Origin of the sequence: Modestobacter sp. DSM 44400 (assembly GCF_900107175.1) — a bacterium.
Taxonomy (GTDB): domain Bacteria; phylum Actinomycetota; class Actinomycetes; order Mycobacteriales; family Geodermatophilaceae; genus Modestobacter.
Window position 1 is genome coordinate 116,477 of record NZ_FNOZ01000002.1, and the last position, 18,898, is coordinate 135,374.

The 18,898-nt window shown below is 73.8% G+C and carries 18 protein-coding genes; 2 read left to right on the forward strand and 16 right to left on the reverse strand.

Going from position 1 to position 18,898, the window contains the following annotated elements:
• Positions 1–4: 4 nt before the first annotated feature.
• The 14 genes from efp to BLW04_RS02965 form a co-directional block, all read right to left on the reverse strand.
• A complete protein-coding gene (efp, locus tag BLW04_RS02900; RefSeq protein ID WP_091537134.1) occupies positions 5–565 on the reverse strand; it encodes an elongation factor P in 561 nt (186 codons plus the stop codon).
• Positions 566–1,669: a M24 family metallopeptidase gene (locus BLW04_RS02905; protein WP_091537136.1), complete on the reverse strand. Its 1,104-nt coding sequence runs from the start codon at positions 1,667–1,669 to the stop codon at positions 566–568.
• Positions 1,666–2,094, reverse strand: a complete 429-nt coding sequence (gene aroQ / locus BLW04_RS02910; protein ID WP_091537139.1) for a type II 3-dehydroquinate dehydratase — start codon at positions 2,092–2,094, stop codon at positions 1,666–1,668. The genes BLW04_RS02905 and aroQ overlap by 4 nt, the downstream gene beginning before the upstream one ends.
• Complete coding sequence (gene aroB / locus BLW04_RS02915) at positions 2,091–3,164, reverse strand: 3-dehydroquinate synthase (RefSeq protein ID WP_254780990.1); 1,074 nt, start codon at positions 3,162–3,164, stop codon at positions 2,091–2,093. The genes aroQ and aroB overlap by 4 nt, the downstream gene beginning before the upstream one ends.
• Positions 3,161–3,715, reverse strand: a complete 555-nt coding sequence (locus BLW04_RS02920) for a shikimate kinase (RefSeq protein WP_091537142.1) — start codon at positions 3,713–3,715, stop codon at positions 3,161–3,163. Before BLW04_RS02920 ends, aroB begins: the two co-directional genes overlap by 4 nt.
• A complete protein-coding gene (aroC, locus tag BLW04_RS02925; RefSeq protein ID WP_091537145.1) occupies positions 3,712–4,890 on the reverse strand; it encodes a chorismate synthase in 1,179 nt (392 codons plus the stop codon). Before aroC ends, BLW04_RS02920 begins: the two co-directional genes overlap by 4 nt.
• 84 nt (positions 4,891–4,974) lie before the next feature.
• Entirely contained in the window at positions 4,975–5,640 is a 666-nt protein-coding gene (locus BLW04_RS02930) for a prepilin peptidase (RefSeq protein WP_254780992.1), read from the reverse strand.
• A 12-nt stretch (positions 5,641–5,652) separates the two neighbouring features.
• Positions 5,653–6,444: a shikimate dehydrogenase gene (locus BLW04_RS02935; RefSeq protein ID WP_091537148.1), complete on the reverse strand. Its 792-nt coding sequence runs from the start codon at positions 6,442–6,444 to the stop codon at positions 5,653–5,655.
• Positions 6,441–8,258 (reverse strand): endolytic transglycosylase MltG, encoded by a 1,818-nt coding sequence (gene mltG, locus BLW04_RS02940; protein ID WP_175483875.1) that lies wholly within the window; start codon positions 8,256–8,258, stop codon positions 6,441–6,443. Before mltG ends, BLW04_RS02935 begins: the two co-directional genes overlap by 4 nt.
• A complete protein-coding gene (ruvX, locus tag BLW04_RS02945; protein WP_254780994.1) occupies positions 8,255–8,668 on the reverse strand; it encodes a Holliday junction resolvase RuvX in 414 nt (137 codons plus the stop codon). The genes mltG and ruvX overlap by 4 nt, the downstream gene beginning before the upstream one ends.
• 331 nt (positions 8,669–8,999) lie before the next feature.
• On the reverse strand, positions 9,000–11,708 hold the full coding sequence (alaS, locus tag BLW04_RS02950) for an alanine--tRNA ligase (RefSeq protein ID WP_091537150.1): 2,709 nt from the start codon (positions 11,706–11,708) through the stop codon (positions 9,000–9,002).
• An 84-nt stretch (positions 11,709–11,792) separates the two neighbouring features.
• On the reverse strand, positions 11,793–12,083 hold the full coding sequence (locus BLW04_RS02955; RefSeq protein ID WP_091537154.1) for a hypothetical protein: 291 nt from the start codon (positions 12,081–12,083) through the stop codon (positions 11,793–11,795).
• Positions 12,083–12,508, reverse strand: a complete 426-nt coding sequence (locus tag BLW04_RS02960) for a DUF948 domain-containing protein (protein WP_091537157.1) — start codon at positions 12,506–12,508, stop codon at positions 12,083–12,085. Before BLW04_RS02960 ends, BLW04_RS02955 begins: the two co-directional genes overlap by 1 nt.
• A 124-nt stretch (positions 12,509–12,632) precedes the next feature.
• Positions 12,633–13,985, reverse strand: a complete 1,353-nt coding sequence (locus BLW04_RS02965; protein ID WP_254780995.1) for a replication-associated recombination protein A — start codon at positions 13,983–13,985, stop codon at positions 12,633–12,635.
• A 63-nt stretch (positions 13,986–14,048) separates the two neighbouring features.
• On the opposite strand from BLW04_RS02965, the gene BLW04_RS02970 reads away from it, so the two are divergent.
• Together BLW04_RS02970 and BLW04_RS02975 are read left to right on the forward strand one after the other, a co-directional pair.
• Positions 14,049–14,924 carry an aldo/keto reductase gene (locus tag BLW04_RS02970; RefSeq protein WP_091537160.1) on the forward strand — a complete coding sequence of 292 codons (876 nt, stop codon included), beginning with the start codon at positions 14,049–14,051 and terminating at the stop codon, positions 14,922–14,924.
• Between the two features lie 177 nt (positions 14,925–15,101).
• Positions 15,102–15,974: a hypothetical protein gene (locus BLW04_RS02975; protein WP_091537163.1), complete on the forward strand. Its 873-nt coding sequence runs from the start codon at positions 15,102–15,104 to the stop codon at positions 15,972–15,974.
• 72 nt (positions 15,975–16,046) lie between these two features.
• Here the strand turns inward: BLW04_RS02975 and aspS are convergent, their stop codons facing one another.
• Together aspS and BLW04_RS02985 are read right to left on the reverse strand one after the other, a co-directional pair.
• A complete protein-coding gene (gene aspS / locus BLW04_RS02980) occupies positions 16,047–17,822 on the reverse strand; it encodes an aspartate--tRNA ligase (RefSeq protein WP_091537166.1) in 1,776 nt (591 codons plus the stop codon).
• Between the two features lie 34 nt (positions 17,823–17,856).
• Positions 17,857–18,870: an aldo/keto reductase gene (locus BLW04_RS02985; protein WP_091537168.1), complete on the reverse strand. Its 1,014-nt coding sequence runs from the start codon at positions 18,868–18,870 to the stop codon at positions 17,857–17,859.
• Positions 18,871–18,898 lie beyond the last annotated feature (28 nt).

Here is an 18,898-nt window from a genome sequence, read left to right on the forward strand (position 1 = left end):
TGAGTCAGCTGACCCGGCCGAGATAGCGGCCGTCGCGGGTGTCGACCTTGAGCTTCTCGCCGGTGGTGATGAACAGCGGGACCTGGATCTCCGCCCCGGTCTCCAGCGTCGCGGGCTTCGTGCCACCGGTGGAGCGGTCGCCCTGCAGGCCCGGGTCGGTGTGCTGCACCAGCAGCTCCATGGTCACCGGGAGCTCCACGTACAGCGGCGTGCTCTCGTGCACGGCCACGATGACCTCGGTGTTCTCCAGCAGATAGTCCGCCCCGCCGCCGAGGGTCGCCGCGGTCACCGGGATCTGGTCGAAGGTGTCGCCGTCCATGAAGACGTAGTCGGCGCCGTCCTGGTACAGGTAGGTCATCGAGCGCTTGTCCACGTTGGCCGTCTCGACCTTGAGGCCGGCGTTGAACGTCCGGTCGACGACCTTGCCGGAAAGCACGTTCTTGAGCGTGGTGCGCACGAACGCGCCGCCCTTGCCCGGCTTCACGTGCTGGAAGTCGGTCACGGTCCACAGCTGGCCGTCCAGGTTCAGGACGGTGCCGTTCTTGAGGTCGTTGGTGGTAGCCATCTAGAGGACCAGCAGTTCCTTGCTCGTGAGGGTCAACAACTCGGGCTCGCCGTCCGTGATGATCAGGGTGTCCTCGATCCGAACACCGCCGTGGCCGGGCAGGTAGACGCCCGGCTCCACGGTGACGGCCATGCCGGCAGCCAGCCTACCTGCGCCCAGCGCCGAGATGCCCGGAGCCTCGTGGATCTCCAGGCCAACGCCGTGCCCGAGACCGTGGGGAAAGTGGTCGCCGTGGCCGGCGGCGACGATGACGTCGCGGGAGGCGGCGTCCACCGCGGTGACCTCGGCACCCACCGCCAGCGCCGCCCGGCCGGCCGCCTGCGAGGCAGCGACCAGCGCGTAGACCTCGTGCTGCCACTCCGCGGCGTGCCCGAGCACCACGGTGCGGGTCATGTCGGAGTGGTAGCCCTCGACGGTGGCGCCGAAGTCGAGCTTGAGGAAGTCGCCGTCGCGCAGCACCGTGGCATCGGGGCGGTGGTGTGGGATCGCCGAGTTGGCGCCGGTGGCCACGATGGTCTCGAAGGACGGCGCCTCGGCGCCCAGGGTGAGCATCCGGGCGTCCAGCTCGCGACCGACCTCGAGCTCGGTGCGGCCCGGGCGCAGCGCCCCGTCGGCGGCCAGCTCGGCCAGCGCCCGGTCGGCGACCGCGCAGGCCCGGCGGAGCGCCTCGACCTCACCGTCGTCCTTGACGGCGCGCAGCGCCTCGACGGCCCGGCGGATGCTCGCAAGCTCCGGCACGCTGCCGCCGTCAGCGGCGTCGGCGAGCACCCGCTCCAGGCCGTGCAGCCCGTCGACGGTGACGTCGTGGGACTCGAAGCCGAGCCGGCCGGTGCTGAGGTGGGCCGCCCGGGCGGCCAGCGCGGACACCGTCGCCCGGTCCACCAGCAGTTCGAGGTCCGGCACCTGGACGCCGGCCTGGGTCGTGTAGCGGCCGTCGAGGCCGAAGACGTCGTCGCCGTCGGCGCGCAGTAGCAGGGCGCCGTTGGAGCCGGTGAACCCGGTCAGGTACCGCACGTTGAGCAGGTTGGTGACCAGGACGGCGTCCAGCCCGGCCTCGGCGGTGGTCGCGCGCAGCCGGTCGCGTCGTTCAGCCGTGCGGGTCATCGCTTCTGCGCCAGCCACTGCAGCGCCAGCACGTAGCCCTGCACCCCGAGCCCGGCGATCACCCCGTCGGCGACCCGCGAGACGTAGGAGAAGTGCCGGAACTCCTCGCGGGCGTGGATGTTGGTGAGGTGCACCTCCACCAGCGGTGCGGTCAGCCCGGCCAGCGCGTCGTGCAGCACCACGGAGGTGTGCGACCAGCCGCCCGGGTTGATCACCACCGGGTCGCCGGCGTCGGCAGCGTCGAACACCCAACCGAGCAGCTCGGCCTCCGAGTCGGTCTGCCGCACCTGCACCGCGACATCCAGCTCCGCGGCCGCGGCCTCGATGAGCTGCACCAGCTCGGCGTAGGTCGTCCTCCCGTACTTCTCCGGCTCGCGCTTGCCGAGGCGGCCGAGGTTTGCGCCGTTGAGCACCTGGATCGTCATGCGGACTCCGGTTCAGAGACGGCCGCCCAGGCGGCATCGAGCCAGGCCTGGTCGGGGTCGGTCAGGATGCCGGGCCGGCCCAGCCCGTCGAGGACGACGAAGCGGAGTGACGCACCGCGGGCCTTCTTGTCCATCCGCATCACCGACTGCAACCGGTGCCAGTCGCCGCGGTAGCTGGTCGGCAGCCCCATCGCGGCGATCAGCCGGCGGTGCCGGTCTGCGTCGGTGCTGGACAGCCGGCCGGCCTGCACGGCGAGCTCGGCGGCGAAAACCAGCCCGACGGCGACCGCCTCCCCGTGCCGCCAGCCGAAGTCCTCGACCCGCTCGACGGCGTGGGCGAGGGTGTGGCCGTAGTTCAGGAACTCCCGCCGTCCGGTGTCGTAGAGGTCGTCGGCGACCGCGTCGGCCTTGACCTGCACCGCCCGGCCGATCAGCTCCGCGGTGTCCCGGCGGCCGGTGGGGTCTGCCTCCAGCAGGTCCAGGACCTGCGCGTCGGCGATGAACCCGCACTTGACCACCTCGGCCAGCCCGGAGCGGAACTCCGCCTCGGGCAGCGCGTCCAACGCGTCGGTGTCGGCGAGCACGGCGGCCGGCGGGTGGAAGGCCCCGACCAGGTTCTTGCCGGCGGCGGTGTTGATGCCGGTCTTCCCGCCGACGGCGGCGTCGACCATGCCGAGCAGGCTGGTCGGCACCTGGACGACGCGGACGCCGCGCAGCCAGGTGGCGGCGAGGAAGCCGGCCAGGTCGGTGACCGCTCCCCCGCCGAGCCCGACGACGGCGTCGGAGCGGGTCAGCCCGAGCCGGCCGAACTCCTCCCAGGCGCCGATCGCCACCTCGGCGGACTTGGCTGCCTCCCCGTCGGGCACGACGACGGCCTCGGCGGCCACCCCGGCCTGCTGCAGCGTCTCCACCGCGGCGCCGGCCGCGGCAGCCAGTGGCGGCGCGTGCACCACGACCGCGCGGGGGGTGCCGGCGAGGACGAGCCCGAGCTCGACCTGCACACCGGGGCCGATGACGACCTCGTAGGGCTGGTTTCCGGCGACGGTCACCCGCTGCACGCCGGGGGTCACGAGCCGGCTCCGCGCCCGGCCGAGGCCTGCAGGGCGGCGAGCACCTCGGCGACGACGTCCTCGGCCGGCCGGTTGCCGGTGGCCACGGTCAGCGTGGCCACCTCGCCGTACAGCGGGGCGCGGGTCTCCAGCATGATGCGCAGCATCGCCCGCGGGTTGAGGCCGAGGATCGGGCGGTCCCGGGACAGACCCACCCGGTGCGCGGCCGAGGGCAGGTCGACGTCCAGCCACACGACCGTCCCGCCGGCCCGACCGTGGGCCACCAGCAGCCTCCGGGTGTCCTCGTTGCTGACGGCACCGCCCCCGAGGGCCAGGACACCGTCGTGCTCGGCCATCGCCCGGGCCACGGCCGCCGCCTCCAGGGCGCGGAAGTGCGGTTCGCCGCGCTGGACGAACAGGTCGGCGACGCTGCTGCCGGCGGTGGCCTCGACGTCGTGGTCGGTGTCCCGGAAGGGCACGCCGAGGGCATCGGCGACCGCCGTCCCGACCGTCGTCTTGCCCGACGCCGGCGGCCCGACCAAGACCAGCACGGGGCCGTAGCCGGCGTTCACCGGTACGTCAGCCCGTCGAGGTAGCTGGCCACGTTGCGGCGGGTCTCGGCCACCGAGTCACCGCCGAACTTCTCCAGCACCGCGTCTGCCAGCACCAGGGCGACCATCGCCTCCATCACCACGCTGCCGCGCGGCACGGCGCAGGCGTCGCTGCGCTGGTTGATCGCCACGGCGGCCTCACCCGTGGCGGTGTCGATGGTGGCCAGGGCCCGCGGCACGGTGCTGATCGGCTTCATCGCCGCCCGTACGCGCAACACCTCACCGTTGGTCATCCCACCCTCGATGCCGCCGGCCCGGTCGGTCAGCCGCTGGACGCGCCCGTCAGCCAGCCGGATCTCGTCGTGGGCCACCGAGCCCCGCCGGCGGGAGGTCTCCAGCCCGTCACCGACCTCGACGGCCTTGACCGACTGGACACCCATCAGCGCACCGGCCAGCCGCGAGTCCAGCCGGCGGTCCCAGTGCACATGGCTGCCCAGACCCGGCGGCAGGCCGTGCACGACGACCTCGATGACGCCACCGAGGGTGTCGCCGGACTTCCGGGCGTCATCGATCTCGGCGACCATCCGACCGCTGGCGCCCGGATCGGCGCAGCGCACCGGGTCCCCGTCGATGAGCGGGTTGTCCTCCGGGCCGGGCAGCACGCCGTCGGGGACGGTCACCGGGCCGATGGCCACGACGTGGCTGACGACCCGCGCGCCGAGCACCTGGTGCAGGAAGGCCTGCGCCACGGTGCCCAGCGCCACGCGGGCGGCGGTCTCCCGGGCGCTGGCGCGCTCGAGCACCGGCCGGGCGTCGTCGAAGCCGTACTTCTGCATCCCCGCCAGGTCGGCGTGCCCCGGGCGCGGCCGGGTCAACGGGACGTTGCGGGCCTGGCCGGCGAGCACCTCGGCATCCACCGGATCGGCCGACATCACCGTCGACCACTTGGGCCACTCGGTGTTGCCGATCCCGATGGCGATGGGGCCGCCCTGGGTGCGCCCGTGCCGGACGCCGCCGCTGACGGTCACCGCGTCGGTCTCGAAGCTCATCCGGGCGCCCCGGCCGTGGCCCAGCCGCCGCCGGGCGAGCTGGACGTCGAGGTCGGCGGTCTGCACTTCCACGCCGGCGGGCAGGCCCTCCAGGATTGCGGTGAGCTGCTGGCCGTGCGACTCGCCTGCGGTCAGCCAGCGCAACATGCCGGTGATTCTGCCAGTAGCAGAACCCCCTTCCTCCCCACCCCTCGCAAGTTCGGGGCGGGCCCCGGGAACCGGGCCGCTCGGTCAGGCACCCGGGAGCGGCCCGGCCAACGCGAGCGCGACGTACGCCCCGGCCAGTAGCGGGGGTCCGAACGGGACGGCGGTCCGCCAGCCGGCCCGGCCGACCGTCATCAGCAGCACCGAGCCGAGGGCGCCGAGCAGGAAGCCGACGAAGACCCCGGCCATAAGCACGCCCCACCCGGCCCAGCCCAGGACCAGGCCGAGCAGGCCGAGCAGTTTCACGTCCCCGAGGCCGAAGCCGCCCGGGCTTCCCAGCCGGGCGCCCGCGGCGGCGGCGAGGGCGACCAGGGCGGCGACGACGGCCCGCAGCAGGGCCGGCCCCGAGTCGGTGACTACGGCGTCGACAAGCAGCACGGCGGCGCAGACGGCGACCGCCGGGTAGGTGACCCGGTCGGGCAGCCGATGCACCGCTCCGTCGACGCCGGTCAGGACCACCGCCGCACCGCCGAACCAGGCCAGGGCGATGGCGGCCGGTCGGGGTCCGGCGAGCGCCGGACCGGCACCCAGCGCCGCGGCCGAGGCGAGGGAGGTGAGGACCGCCCGGGCTGCCGAGGGTCGGGCGGCGGGCTGTCGGGTCGCCAGCCGGACGGTCGTGGCCGCCAGCCAGGGGCCGAGCAGCAGACCCGCCAGTGCGGCCGGCAGCACCCAGCCCAGCCAGCTCCCGGGCACGTCGCGGCCGGGTCAGCCGTCGAGGGCGGCCCGCATCGCCGCGATCGGCGCGGGGTGCCCGGTGATCAGCTCTACCTGGAGCGTCGCCTGCCAGAACAGCACCTCGAGGCCGCTGATCGCCGTCCCGCCCGCGGCCTCCACCTGCTGCGCCAGCGGGGTGGGCCATCCGGCGTAGAGGACGTCGAGCACGGTCTGCCCGGGCCGCCAGTCCAGCGCGGCCACGGCCGGCTGTCCCTGGACCGGGACGGTGCTGACGACCACCGGCGCGTCCACGGGGCCGGCGTCGTCGAGTCGACGGACGGTCGCCGGCACGTCCAGGACGTCCAGCACCCGCATCAGGTCCGCGGCGCGGGCCGGTTCGCGGACGTGCACGTCGACGTGCCGAGCACCCAGCGACGCCAGCGCGGCGACCGCGGCGGCCGCCGTGCCACCGGCGCCCAGGACGGCGGCGTACTCGACCCGCTCGACGCCCCCCAGCTGCAGCGCCATGCCCACGCCGGTGACGTCGGTGTTCTCCGCCCGCCAGCCGGTCGACGTGCGTACCAGTGTGTTGGCCGCGCCCAGCAGGAGCGGCAGCGGGTCGACCTCGTCGGCGACCCGGACCGCAGCCTGCTTGCACGGCATCGTCACCGAGAAGCCGCGCCACTCCGGGCCGAGCCCGGCCAGGAGGTCCGGCAGGTCCGCAGGCCCGACGTCGAGCGCGTCATAGGTCCAGTCCTGCAGACCCAGCGCGGCGTAGGCCGCCCGGTGCATCAGCGGCGACAGGGAGTGGCTGACCGGGCGGCCGAGGACCGCGGCCCTCATCCGTTGGGGTGGTCGCGCAACCACTGCTGGAAGAGCGCCACGTTCTGGGCGTGCTCGTCGGCGGTCACCGAGAACCGGGTGTCGCCCGTGTCCGGGTCGACGACGACGAAGAACAACCAGTCGCCCGGGGTCGGCGAGAGCACCGCCTCCAGCGCCTGCTCCCCCGGGCTGCTGATCGCACCCGGCGGCAGTCCGTCGTTGGCGTAGGTGTTGTACGGCGAGGGATTGGCCCGGTCCTCGATGCTGGTGGTGACCCCGGCCTTGCCGTTGGCGTAGTTCACCGTGGTGTCCAGCTGCAGCCGCATGCCGTCTGCCAGCCGGTTCTCCAGCACCCGGGCGACCTTGCCCATGTCCTCGACCGACCCGGACTCGGCCTGCACGATGCTGGCCTTGGTGAGCACGGTCAGCCGCTGATCGACCGGGATCTGCAGCTCGTCCAGCGCCTGGACGGCGCGTGCGACCATCGGCTTGAGGACGTCGATCGCCGCGGTGCCGGGCTCGACGTCGTAGGTGGCTGGGAACAGGAAGCCCTCGATCAAGCCGTTGGCGTAGGGGGGCAGGCCCAGGTCGGCGGTGTCCATGGCGGCCGCCTGAAGTTCGGGCAGCGGGATGCCGGTGGTGTCGGCCAGCCGCTGGAGCGTCTGGGCGACCGTCAGCCCCTCGGGCACGGTCACCCGGGACAGCTGGCGGGTGGCGGGGTCCAACAGCAGGTCGAGCGCCGAGGCGCCGGACATCTGCTCGGCCATCCGGTAGACGCCCGGCTGGATGCCCGTCGCCTGCGGGTGGGCCTTGGCGGCGTCGAGGAACGGCTCGCTGGAGGCGATGACATCGGCCTCGACCAGGGTGCCGGCAATGGCGCGCAGGCTGTCGCCGTCGCTGATCAGGATGTCCACGCTGCCCGAGCCTGCGCCGCTGTAGTCCTCGGCGGCGGGGTTGATCGCCCGCAGCAGCGCCTGGCCGCCGAAGACGACCCCGGCCACGACCGCGGCCAGCACCAGCAGCGACAGCACCGCGGCCACCGGACGGCTCCGCTTGCGTCCCCGGCCGTCGCGGCCCCCACGGCCACCACCACCGCGGCCCCGGCCGCCGCCGGACCCGCCGTCGTGGTGGTCGTCGAAGTGGTCGTCGTCGAGGTAGTCGTCGGCGGCGATGACCTCGAGCCCCCCGGTCTCGTCGAAGACAGGGTGGCCGTCGTCGTGCAGGTCGGCAGCGTGCTCGTCGTCGTGGACCGGATGCCCGTCGGGCTCGTCGGCCGGCAGGTGGTGCCGGGAGTACACCGCGGTGACCAGCCCGTGGGCGGCCGCCAGCTCGTCGTTCCGGTGACCGACGAGGAGGTCGCCGGAGGGCAGCTCGGCCTCGCGCAGGTCATCGTCCCGGCCGGCCGACGCACGGTCTGCGGCGCGGCGTCCACCCAGCCGGGGGCGGGAGGCGCCGGAGGAGCGGCCGGGCTGGGTCTCGGCGTCGGCGTGCCCGTCGAGGTGCGCCGGCGCGGCAGCCGGCTCATCGAGGAGGGGCCGGCCGGAAGGCACGCGCGGGAAGATCGCCGGCATGGCGGCGGTGCGGGGTGCGGGGGCGACGGAGCGCCGGGCCGGAACGGCCGGGACGCCGGCGTCGGTCTCCAGGGCGGAGCGCCGGCCGCGGAGGGTGCCGCCCTTCAGCCCCTCGTCGGGGCGCTGGCCGGCGCGCGGCTCGGCGACCACGGTCGTGCCGGCGCCGGCCCACGCGGCCAGCAGCTCGGCGGCCGACCGGCCCGCGCCCGTGCCGGACTCGGGGCTGGCGTGCCGGCCGGAGCGCGGCTCGATGGGGCGGCTCACAAGTGGCGCCCACCGGAGGCGCGAACTGTGTCGAGGTGCGTCTGCAGGATGACCACGGCAGCCGCCTGGTCGATCACCGACCGCTGCCGACGACTGGGAATGCCGCCTGCGCGCAGGTGACTGGCTGCGGTCACGGTGGAGAGCCTTTCGTCGACGAGGTGCACCGGGACGTCCCCGATGCGGCTGGTCAGTGACAAAGCGTAGGTGCTGGCATCTTGTGCCGACGCGCCCGACGCACCGGACAGGTGCCTTGGCAACCCCACAACAACCCCGACCACATCATGTGTCACAACCAGCTCAGCCAGCCGGTCGAGATCGCTCTCGTCCTTGGCCCGGCGAAGGGTCTCCAGCGGGCTGGCGAGCATGCCCGTGGGGTCGGACATGGCGACGCCGACGCGCACCGTGCCCACGTCGATCCCCAGCCAGCGTCCCCGGCGGGGACCTTCGCCGGGACCATCGTGCCCCGGGCCGGCGTATTGTGCACCCCCAGCGATGGGCCCTGCTGCCCGGGTGGGGCCGCCCGGCACCACCGGCGGATGACCGCTGAGGTCCAGCCGGCCGGCCTCGTCCCGCGCCGGCGCGGACGGTGCCGGCAGCGGGACGGGCACCCGCTCGGTGTGGTGCTTGCCCCCGCCGGCGTCCGCCCCGCCGAGCCGCTCGCTCACAGCCAGGTCACGGCCTCTCGTCGCTGACGCTCGTCGGACCGGGGTGCGCCGTCCATGCGTGACCTCGCACGCTCGGTCACGTCCTCGCCGCGACGACGGCCTGCTCGGCGGCCGCCAACGCCGCGGGGATCCCCTCGGAATCCGTGCCACCGCCCTGTGCTACGTCGGGCTTGCCGCCACCGCGACCGCCCACCGGGACCGCCGCGGCACGCAGCAGGTCGTTGGCCGACAGCCCGGCCTGCTGGGCCGCGGGGTTGACCGTGGCGACCAGCGCCACCTTGCCCTCGGCCGCCGACGCCAACACGACCGCGGCCGGGCGCTCGCCGAGCCGCCCCCGGACGTCGAGGGCGAGACCGCGCAGGTCGCCGCCGGTCAGCCCGTCCGGCGACCCGGTGACCAGCGCGATGCCGCCGACGTCGCGGGCCGCGCCGGCCAGGTCCCCGGCCGCGGCCAGGGTCTGCTGGCCGCGCAGGTCGGCCAGCTCACGATCGGCGTCGCGCAGCCGGCCGAGGATGCCGGCGACCCGCTCGACGATCCCGTCCTGCGGGGTCTTGAGCAGGTCGGCGAGCTGGCGGACCAGGTCGCGCTCGCGCGCCAGGTAGCGGAAACCCTCCAGGCCGACGGCGGCCTCGACCCGGCGCGAGCCGGAACCGACCGAGCTCTCCGCGGTCAGCGCCAGGGTGCCGATCTGCGCGCTGCCGCGCACGTGGGTGCCACCGCAGAGCTCGCGCGACCACTCGCCGCCGATCTCGACGACGCGGACCTGCTCGCCGTAGGTCTCGCCGAACAGCGCGATGGCGCCGAACTCGCGGGCCTCGGGCAGCGTCATGGTCAGCGCCCGCACCCCGTGGTCGGCGCGGACTGCGGCGTTGGCGACGTCCTCGATGTCGGTGCGCTGCTGCTGCGACAGCGCCCCCTGCCAGGCGAAGTCCAGCCGCAGGTACCCGGGCCGGTTGTAGGAGCCGGACTGCAGCGCCTGCGGGCCGAGGACCTGGCGCAGTGCGGCGTGCACGACGTGCGTGCCCGAGTGCGCCTGGCAGGCGGACAGCCGCCACTCGTGGTCGACCTGGGCGACCAGTTCGGTGCCGGCCCGCAGCTCTCCTTCCAGCACCCGCACCTGGTGGGCGACCAGGCCCTTGACCGGGCGCTGCACGTCGAGAACCTCGGCGCGGCCGCCGTCCCAGGTCAGCTCGCCGGCGTCGGCGACCTGACCGCCGGACTCGGCGTAGAACGGCGTGCGGTCCAGCACCAGCCGGGTGATCTCCCCCGGGCCGACCACCGGCTCGCCGTCCCCGTCCTCGCCCTCGTCGACGACGCCGAGGACCCGGGAGTCGGTGCGCAGGGTGTCGTAGGCCCGCCAGTCGGTCGGCCCGAACTCCGACAGCAGCCGGCGATAGGCCAGCACGTCGACCGAGCCGGTGCGCTTGGCGCGGGCGTCGGCCCGGGCCCGTTCCCGCTGCTCGGTCATCAGCGCGCGGAAGCCCGCCTCGTCGACGCTGACGCCCTGCTCGGCGGCCATCTCGAGGGTGACGTCGATCGGGAAGCCGTAGGTGTCGTGCAGCGAGAAGGCCTGCGCACCCGACAGCGCCGGGGCGGCGCCGGGTTCGCTGGCCGCCACCGCGCCGACCGCGGACTCCGCCTGCGCCACCGCGGTGTCGAACAGCGCCGTCCCGGCGGTGAGGGTGCGCCGGAACGCCTCCTCCTCGGCGTAGGCGATCCCGGAAATCCGGGCGAAGTCGGTGGCCAGCTCCGGATAACTGCCGCTCATCGCGTCCCGGGAGACCGGCAACAGCTCGGGGAGGCTGGCGTCCTCCACGCCCAGGAGCTTCATCGACCGCACGGCGCGGCGCAGCAGCCGGCGCAGCACGTAACCGGCGCCCTCGTTGCCCGGGGTGACCTCGTCGCCGATCAGCATCAGGCCGCTGCGCACGTGGTCGGCGACCACCCGCAGCCGGACGTCGGCCTCGTGGTCGGCGCCGTAGCGGATGCCGGCCAGCTCCGCCGCGCGGTGCAGCACCGGGGCGACCTGATCGATCTCGTACAGGTTGTCGACGCCCTGCAGCAGGTAGGCCACCCGCTCCAGGCCCATGCCGGTGTCGATGTTCTTCTTCGGCAGGTCGCCGAGGATCGGGTAGTCCTTGCCCTCCCCCGGGCCCCGCTCGTACTGCATGAAGACCAGGTTCCAGATCTCCAGGAACCGGTCGCCCCCCTCGTCGACGGCCGGGCCGCCGTCCGGGCCGAACTCCCGGCCCCGGTCGAAGAAGATCTCCGAGCACGGGCCGGCCGGGCCGGGCGCGCCGGTGTCCCAATAGTTCGAGCCCTTGCCCAGCCGCTGGATGCGCTCCTTCGGCAGCCCGGCGATCCGGTGCCAGGCGTCGGCGGCCTCCTCGTCATCGAGGTAGACGGTGACCCAGATCCGGTCGGGGTCGAAGCCCAGCCCACCGTCGGCGACCGGGTTGGTGATCAGCTCCCAGGCGTACTGGACGGCCTCGGCTTTGAAGTAGTCGCCGAAGGAGAAGTTGCCGTTCATCTGGAAGAACGTGCCGTGCCGGGTCGTCTTGCCCACCTCCTCGATGTCGAGGGTGCGCACACACTTCTGCACGCTGGTGGCCCGCGGGTAGGGGGCGGGCTCCCGACCGGTCAGGTACGGGATGAACGGCACCATCCCGGCGACGGTGAACAGCAGCGACGGGTCCGGGGACACCAGCGAGGCGCTGGGGACGACGGTGTGGCCACGGGACTCGAAGTGGTCCAGGAAACGGCGGCGGATCTCAGCGGTCTGCATCAGGCTCGGTCTCGACTCAGGCGGGCGCTGCGGCAGGCTGGCGGGTGTCGGGTCCTGCCCGCGGCGCGGGGTGGGTGGTCGGGCTCAGCTGTCCGCTGCGTGGGCACCGCGGCGGCCGGGCAGGGCGGCTGCCTCCGAGCGGGTGGGCAGGGGGGCATCCAGGCCGGTGCCGGCGCGCAGCTCGCCCTCCCGCGCGGACGCGGCAGCGCGGACGTCGGCTCCGAAGTCGCCGATCGCGTCGGCCAGGTCGCGCAGGCCGTCGGCCAGCTGGCCGGCGATCCCCTGCGGGGTGAGCTTCTCGACGGCACGGCTCAGCTTGCGGACGACGAGCACCCCGATGGTGATGCCCATGGCCAGCCAGAACAGGCGGCGCATCAGCGGGCCCGCCGGTTCTCGCGACGGGCCCGGCGATCGGCGTTGGCGTTGGCGTTGGCGTCGGCCACGGCCTGACCCTCCCGCTTCTTCTTCGCGGCGCTGCGCACGCCGTAGCTGAAGGCGGCGACCTTGATCAGCGGGCTGCCCACGGTGGCGGCGACCACGGAGGTCAGCGCGGCGACGTTGCTGGAGACGTTGGCGGCGTTGCCGGTGATGTCGTCGACGCGCTCCAGGTTGGAGTTCACGTGGGTGACCGTTGTAGACGCCTGGGACAGGATCGGCTGGGTCTGCTCACGCACCTGACGGACGGTCAGGGTCGTCTCGTCGAGGGTGCGCCCCAGCTTGAGCAGCGGAACGGCGAGCAGCACCACCAGTACCGCCAAGGCGATGGCTGCGATCAGCCCGGCCCACTCTCCTGCGGACACGCGTGTGCTCCTCTGCTTCGACTTGCGGCGTTCGACTGCTCCGGCAGGGGCCCCGCCGGTGAGGCAACACTAGCGGCGGGGGCCGACGGTCGTCGTCCGCGATGCCCGCCGCGCTGCCCCCGGGTCAGCGACGGCGGCGCACGATCGCCCGCAGCTTGACCAGCCGCGCGGCGAGCTGGCCCTCGACGCCGCGGTTGGTGGGCCGGTAGTAGTCCCGGCCGACGAGGGCGTCCGGGGGGTACTGCTGGGGCAGCACCCCGTCCGGATGGTCGTGCGGATAGGCATACGTGGTGCCGTGGCCCAGCTTCTTGGACCCGGCGTAGTGGGCGTCGCGCAGCCCCGGCGGAACGGGGCCGGCCAGACCGGCGTGCACGTCGGCGATCGCCTCGTTGATGCCGGTGTAGGCGGCGTTCGACTTCGGCGCCGTGGCCAGGTGGACGACGGCCTGGGCCAGCGGAATGCGGCCCTCGGGCATGCCGATGAAGGCGACGGCGTCGGCGGCGGCGACCGCGGTGAGCAGCGCCGTCGGGTCGGCCATGCCGATGTCCTCGCTGGCCGAGATGACCAGCCGGCGGGCGATGAACCGGGCATCCTCCCCCGCCTCCACCATCCGGGCCAGGTAGTGCAGCGCCGCGTCGACGTCGCTGCCGCGGATGGACTTGATCAGCGCGCTGGCCACGTCGTAGTGCTGGTCGCCCTGCCGGTCGTAGCGGACCGCGGCCTGGGCCACCGCCGTCTCCAGGGTGGCCAGGTCCAGCACCGTGCTCCCCGCAGCCCGGGCGGCCCCGGCGCCGGACTCGAGCGCGGTCAAGGCCTTACGGGCGTCGCCGCCGGCCACCCGGAGCAGGTGCTCCTCGGCCTCTCCGGTGAGCGTCACGGCGCCGTCCAGGCCCCGGTCGCTGGTCAGTGCGCGGCGCAGCACCGCCCGCACGTCGTCGTCGCTCAGTGGTTGCAGCGCCAGTACCAGGCTCCGCGACAGCAGCGGGCTGACGACGGAGAAGAACGGGTTCTCGGTGGTGGCGGCGATGAGGCTGACGATCCGGTCCTCGACCGCGGACAGCAGCGAGTCCTGCTGGGTCTTGGAGAACCGGTGCACCTCGTCGATGAACAGCACGGTGCGGCGGCCGGCGGAGGTGAGCTCGCGCTTGGCGGTGGCGATGACCGCGCGCACCTCCTTGACCCCGGCATCGAGCGCGGAGAGCTGCACGAAGGACCGCTTGGTGGCCAGCGAGATGACGTGGGCGAGGGTCGTCTTCCCGGTGCCGGGCGGGCCGTAGAGCACCAGCGACATCGGCTCGTCGGCCTCGACCAGCCGGCGCAGCGGGGCGCGGGGACCGAGCAGGTGCTGCTGGCCGACGACCTCGTCGAGGGACCGGGGGCGCATGCGTACCGCCAGCGGCGCGCCCGGGTCGACCGACGGCGCCGCCGGGTCGCCCTCCGGGGACCCGTCGAACAGGGTGGTCCCTTCCGCCGTCACGGTTGCGACGCTACCCGCGGGGCACGACGGTCCCGTCATCGTCCGACCACCCGGAGGTACCCCGTGCAGCAGCGCACCATCGGCAACGACACCGTCGGCCGGATCGAGGTGGGCGCGGTCGGGCTCGGCGCCATGCCGCTGTCGTCGAAGGAGGACCGACCCTCCCCCGACGACGCGGTCGCCGTCGTGCACGCCGCGCTGGACGCCGGGGTCACCCTGATCGACACCGCCGACGCCTACGCCCACTCGGAGGTCGAGTTCGGGCACAACGAGTCGATCGTCGCCCGGGCGCTGGCGTCCTACGGCGGGAACACCTCCGGCGTGCTGGTGGCCACCAAGGGCGGGCACACCCGCTCCGGGAAGGACTGGGGCCTCGACGGGACGGCGGACTACCTGCGCCGGGCCTGCGAGGGGTCGCTGCGCCGGCTCGGGGTACAGGCGATCGGGCTCTACCAGTTCCACCGCCCCGACCCGGCGACGCCGTGGGACGAGTCGATGGGCGCGCTGCGGTCGCTGGTCGACGCCGGCCTCATCCGGATGGCCGGCATCTCCAACGCCGACGTCGGCCAAATCGACGCGGCCCGGGCCATCGTGGGCGACGCGCTGGTGAGCGTGCAGAACGAGTTCTCGCCCAGCTTCCGGTCCTCGGCCGGGGAGTTGGCGCACTGTGCGCAGCACGGGCTGGCGTTCCTGCCGTGGAGCCCGTTCGGCGGCATCCCGGCCGCCAAGTCGCTGGACGCCACCGCTGCCGGGTTCGCCGCCGTGGCCGCGGAGCTGGGGGTGTCGGTGTACCGGGTGACGGTCGCCTGGCACCTGGCCCAGGCCGACGTCGTCCTGCCCATCCCGGGAGCCTCGCGGCCGCAGTCGATCGAGGACTCCGCGCGCGGGGCCGACCTGCAGCTCACGCCAGACCAGCTGAGCCGGCTGAACGCCGCCTGAGACGCCCTTCTGGCGTTGATCATCGGCGGGTGGCTGCCCTCGCCGGCGTGTCCGGGAGCCAGCCGCCGATGATCAACTCGGGTGAGGGTGGGCTGGCGCGTCGTCCACAGTCACCGCCCTGTCCACAGATGTGCCGGAGCCGTCGTCCCGGGCCCCGGCTGGCCACACCGTGGCGAGATGGCACCACCCCAGCTGTTCACTACAGCCACTGCACGATCGGTCGGCCTGAGCCGGGGTCAACTCCGCGGGCCCGGCTTCCTCCGGCTGGCCCACGACCTCGTCGTCCGGCTGGACGACGCGATCGACACCACCGAGCGCCTGCGACTGCTCGCCACCGTCCTGCCTGTCGATGCGGCGTTCAGCCACGCCACTGCGGCGTCGCTGCTCGGCGCGCCGGTCGACGCGCCTCCTCGTGCGCACGTCGTCCTGACCCCACGACGGGTGCTGCCCCAGCGGGGCGAGCTGGTCGTCCACGAGCGTCAGCTGGCTACCGCGGACATCGTCGGCCACCGAGGGCTGCAGGTGACCTCCGGGCCGCAGACATTCCTGGACGTCTCGTCGACGGTGCCACCCGAGGAGTTGGTCGCCATCGGGGACGCCCTGATGCGGGGCGGCCACCTGGACTGCGAGCGGCTTGCCGAGCGGCTGGGACGAGCTGACAGGGTTCGCGGTGTGGTGCGTGCACGCGCTTGCGCGCCGCTGCTGAGCCCGCTGGCGCAGTCGCGCCCGGAGAGCCTCCTGCGCTACTGGCTGACCGCGAGCGACCTGCCCGTACCCGAGCTCCAGGTGCCCGTCACGGACAGACGGGGCCGGATCGTGGCCCACGGCGATCTCGGATACAGCCGCTGGAATGTCTTGCTCGAGTACGAGGGGCGGCAGCACGCCGACCCCGAGCAGTTCGACCGGGACGTCGACCGCTACTCGCTGATGGCTGCCGGCGGCTGGTTGGTGCTGCGCTTCGCCCGGCGCCACCTGGGTGGGCCGTCGCCGGTGGTCGACCGGACGCTCGCGGCGCTGATCAGCCGAGGGTGGCGCCCCGGCCAGGGTTGATCATCGGCGACTGGCGGCCCGACACGCCGTCAGGCGCAGCCACCCGCCGATGATCAACTGCAGGGAGCGCGGTCAGGCGATGGGATCCGTCGGCCCCGGGGCCCCCGGCTCGCCGGGCAGCGGCTTGGCCTCGGGCACGACGTCGATGCCGGCCTCCTTGCGCTGCGCCGCGGAGATCGGCGTCGGCGCACCGGTCAGCGGGTCGTAGCCCGCCCCGGTCTTGGGGAAGGCGATGACCTCGCGGATCGACTCCACCCCGGCGAGCAGCGCGGTGAGCCGATCCCAGCCGATCGCGGCACCGGCGTGCGGCGGCGGGCCGTAGGCGAAGGCCTCCAGGAAGAACCCGAACCGCTCCCGGGCCTCCTCCCGCGACATGCCCAGCGTCTCGAACACCCGCTCCTGCAGGTCCGCGTCGTGGATGCGGACCGAGCCGCTCATCAGCTCGTTGCCGTTGACGACGAGGTCGTAGGCGTCCGACAGCGCCGCGCCCCTGTCCTCGGTGAACGTCTCCCGCCACTCCGGGGTCGGCGAGGTGAAGGGGTGGTGCATGAAGGTCCAGTCGCCGTCCTCGGTCTCCTCGAACATCGGGAAGTCCACGACGAACAGGAACGACCAGGAGCCGGCGGGGATCAACTCCAGCCGCTTGGCCACCTCGTTGCGCGCGGCGCCCAGCAGTTCCTGCGAGGGACGGCGGGCGCCCGCGGCGAAGAACACGCAGTCCCCCGGCTGCGCACCGACGGCCTCGACCAGGCCGGCCCGCTCGGACTCGGAGATGTTCTTGGCCACCGGGCCGCCGAGGGTGCCGTCTTCGGCAATGGTCACGTAGGCCAGGCCCTTGGCCCCGCGCGAGCGCGCCCAGTCCTGCCAGGCATCGAAGGCCCGCCGCGGCTGCGACCCGCCGTCGGGCATCACGATCGCGCCGACGTAGGGCGACTGGAACACCCGGAAAGGCGTCTCGACGAAGTAGGACGTCAGCTCGGTCAGCTCGAGGCCGAACCGCAGGTCGGGCTTGTCAGAGCCGAACCGGTCCATCGCCTCGCGGTAGGTCATCCGCGGGACCTTCGGCACGTCGTAGGAGGCCAGCTCCCGCCACAGCTCCCGGACGACGTCCTCGGCGACGGCGAGCACGTCATCCCGGTCGACGAAGCTCATCTCGAAGTCCAGCTGGGTGAACTCCGGCTGCCGGTCGGCGCGGAAGTCCTCGTCCCGGAAGCAGCGGGCGATCTGGTAATACCGCTCCAGCCCGCCGATCATCAGCAGCTGCTTGAACAGCTGCGGCGACTGCGGCAGGGCGTACCAGTGCCCGGGCTGCAGACGCACCGGGACGACGAAGTCCCGGGCGCCCTCGGGCGTTGAGCGGGTCAGGTTCGGGGTCTCCACCTCGGTGAACCCGTGCCGGGCCATCACCCCGCGGGCCACCCGGTTGATCTCCGAGCGCACCCGCAGCACCGACGCCGGGCCCTGGCGGCGCAGGTCGAGGTAGCGGTAGGTGTACCGGACGTCGTCCCCGGCGGCCTGGGCCGTCTCGATCGGGAAGGGCAGCGGCGCCGAGGCCGACAACACCTGCAGCGTCGAGGCCACGACCTCGATCTCCCCGGTCGGCAGCTCCGGGTTCTCGTTGCCGGCCGGACGGCGCTGCACCTCGCCGGTCACGAGCACGCAGTACTCGTTGCGCAGTGCGTGCGCCTCCTCCTCCCGGACGACGACCTGGGCGTAGCCGGAGGCGTCGCGCAGGTCGAGGAAGACGACCCCGCCGTGGTCGCGCCGGCGGGCGACCCAGCCGGCGAGGGTGACCGTGGAACCGGCGTCGGTCGCGCGCAGCGTGCCGGCGTCGTGGGTGCGGAGCAAGGGAGTGCCTTTCGGAGAGGGGCAGCGGAGGAGGTCACCAGCGGTCGTGCACGTGGGCGCGGATGCGCTCGTCGTACACCCGCTCGAGGTCGGCGAGCTGGCCGGCGGTGAGGGACGGGATGCTGGCGGCGGCCACGTTGCCCAGCGCCTGCTCGACGTTCCGCGCGCCGGGGATGACCGTGGTGACGCCGGGCTGGTCGATCACCCAGCGGAGCGCGAAGGCCGCCGTGGTCACGTCGGGGCCGGCGATCTCGGCCACCTCCTGGGCTGCGGCGACGCCGACCTCGAACGGCACCCCGGCGAAGGTCTCGCCCACGTCGAACGCCTCGCCGTTGCGGTTGAAGCTGCGGTGATCGTCGGCGGCGAAGGTGGTGTCGGTGGAGTACTTCCCCGACAGCAGGCCACTGGCCAGCGGCACCCGGGCCAGGATGCCGACCTCGGCCCGCTGAGCGGCTGGCAGAAGTTCTTCCAGCGGCTTGCGCCGGAAGACGTTGAGGATCACCTGGATGGACTGCACGCCAGGGTGCTGCAGCGCGGTCAGGCCCTCGGCGACGGTCTCCACCGAGACGCCGTAGGCCGCGATCGCGTGCTCCTCGACGAGCGCGTCGAGGGTCTCGTAGACCCGCTCGTCGGAGTAGACGGCCGGCGGCGGGCAGTGCAGCTGCACCAGGTCCAGGGTGCCGACGCCGAGGTTGCGGCGGGACCGGTCGATCCAGGCCCGCAGGTTCTCGGGGGTGTACTGCTCGGCGGTGAACGGGTCGGCGCGGCGGCCGGCCTTGGTGGCCACGAAGGGGCGCTCCCCGCGGGCGGCCAGCGCCTTGCGGATCCGCTCCTCGGAGCGGCCGTCGCCGTAGACATCGGCGGTGTCCAGCAGGGTGACACCGGCGTCCAGGGCGGCGTCGAGCACGGCGCCGGCGGTGTCCTCGGACACGTCGCCCCAGTCGCCGCCCAGCTGCCAGGTGCCCAGGCCGACCACCGATACGTCGGCACCGGTCCGGCCCAGCGGCCGGGTCTCCAGGGTGGTGCTCGAGTCCACGCCATCGCTCATGCTCACGGTGCAGCCGTCCGTTCGACTC

What these genes read in the sequence shown, in the direction of transcription:
- BLW04_RS02955 (WP_091537154.1), bottom strand. Translation starts at nt 12,083, where the DNA reads ATGCGCCGCCTGTTCTGGCTGGCCATGGGCATCACCATCGGGGTGCTC.
- efp (WP_091537134.1), bottom strand. Translation starts at nt 565, where the DNA reads ATGGCTACCACCAACGACCTCAAGAACGGCACCGTCCTGAACCTGGAC.
- BLW04_RS02905 (WP_091537136.1), bottom strand. Translation starts at nt 1,669, where the DNA reads ATGACCCGCACGGCTGAACGACGCGACCGGCTGCGCGCGACCACCGCC.
- BLW04_RS02985 (WP_091537168.1), bottom strand. Translation starts at nt 18,870, where the DNA reads ATGAGCGATGGCGTGGACTCGAGCACCACCCTGGAGACCCGGCCGCTG.
- BLW04_RS02935 (WP_091537148.1), bottom strand. Translation starts at nt 6,444, where the DNA reads ATGAGGGCCGCGGTCCTCGGCCGCCCGGTCAGCCACTCCCTGTCGCCG.
- alaS (WP_091537150.1), bottom strand. Translation starts at nt 11,708, where the DNA reads ATGCAGACCGCTGAGATCCGCCGCCGTTTCCTGGACCACTTCGAGTCC.
- BLW04_RS02975 (WP_091537163.1), top strand. Translation starts at nt 15,102, where the DNA reads ATGGCACCACCCCAGCTGTTCACTACAGCCACTGCACGATCGGTCGGC.
- aroC (WP_091537145.1), bottom strand. Translation starts at nt 4,890, where the DNA reads ATGTTGCGCTGGCTGACCGCAGGCGAGTCGCACGGCCAGCAGCTCACC.
- aroQ (WP_091537139.1), bottom strand. Translation starts at nt 2,094, where the DNA reads ATGACGATCCAGGTGCTCAACGGCGCAAACCTCGGCCGCCTCGGCAAG.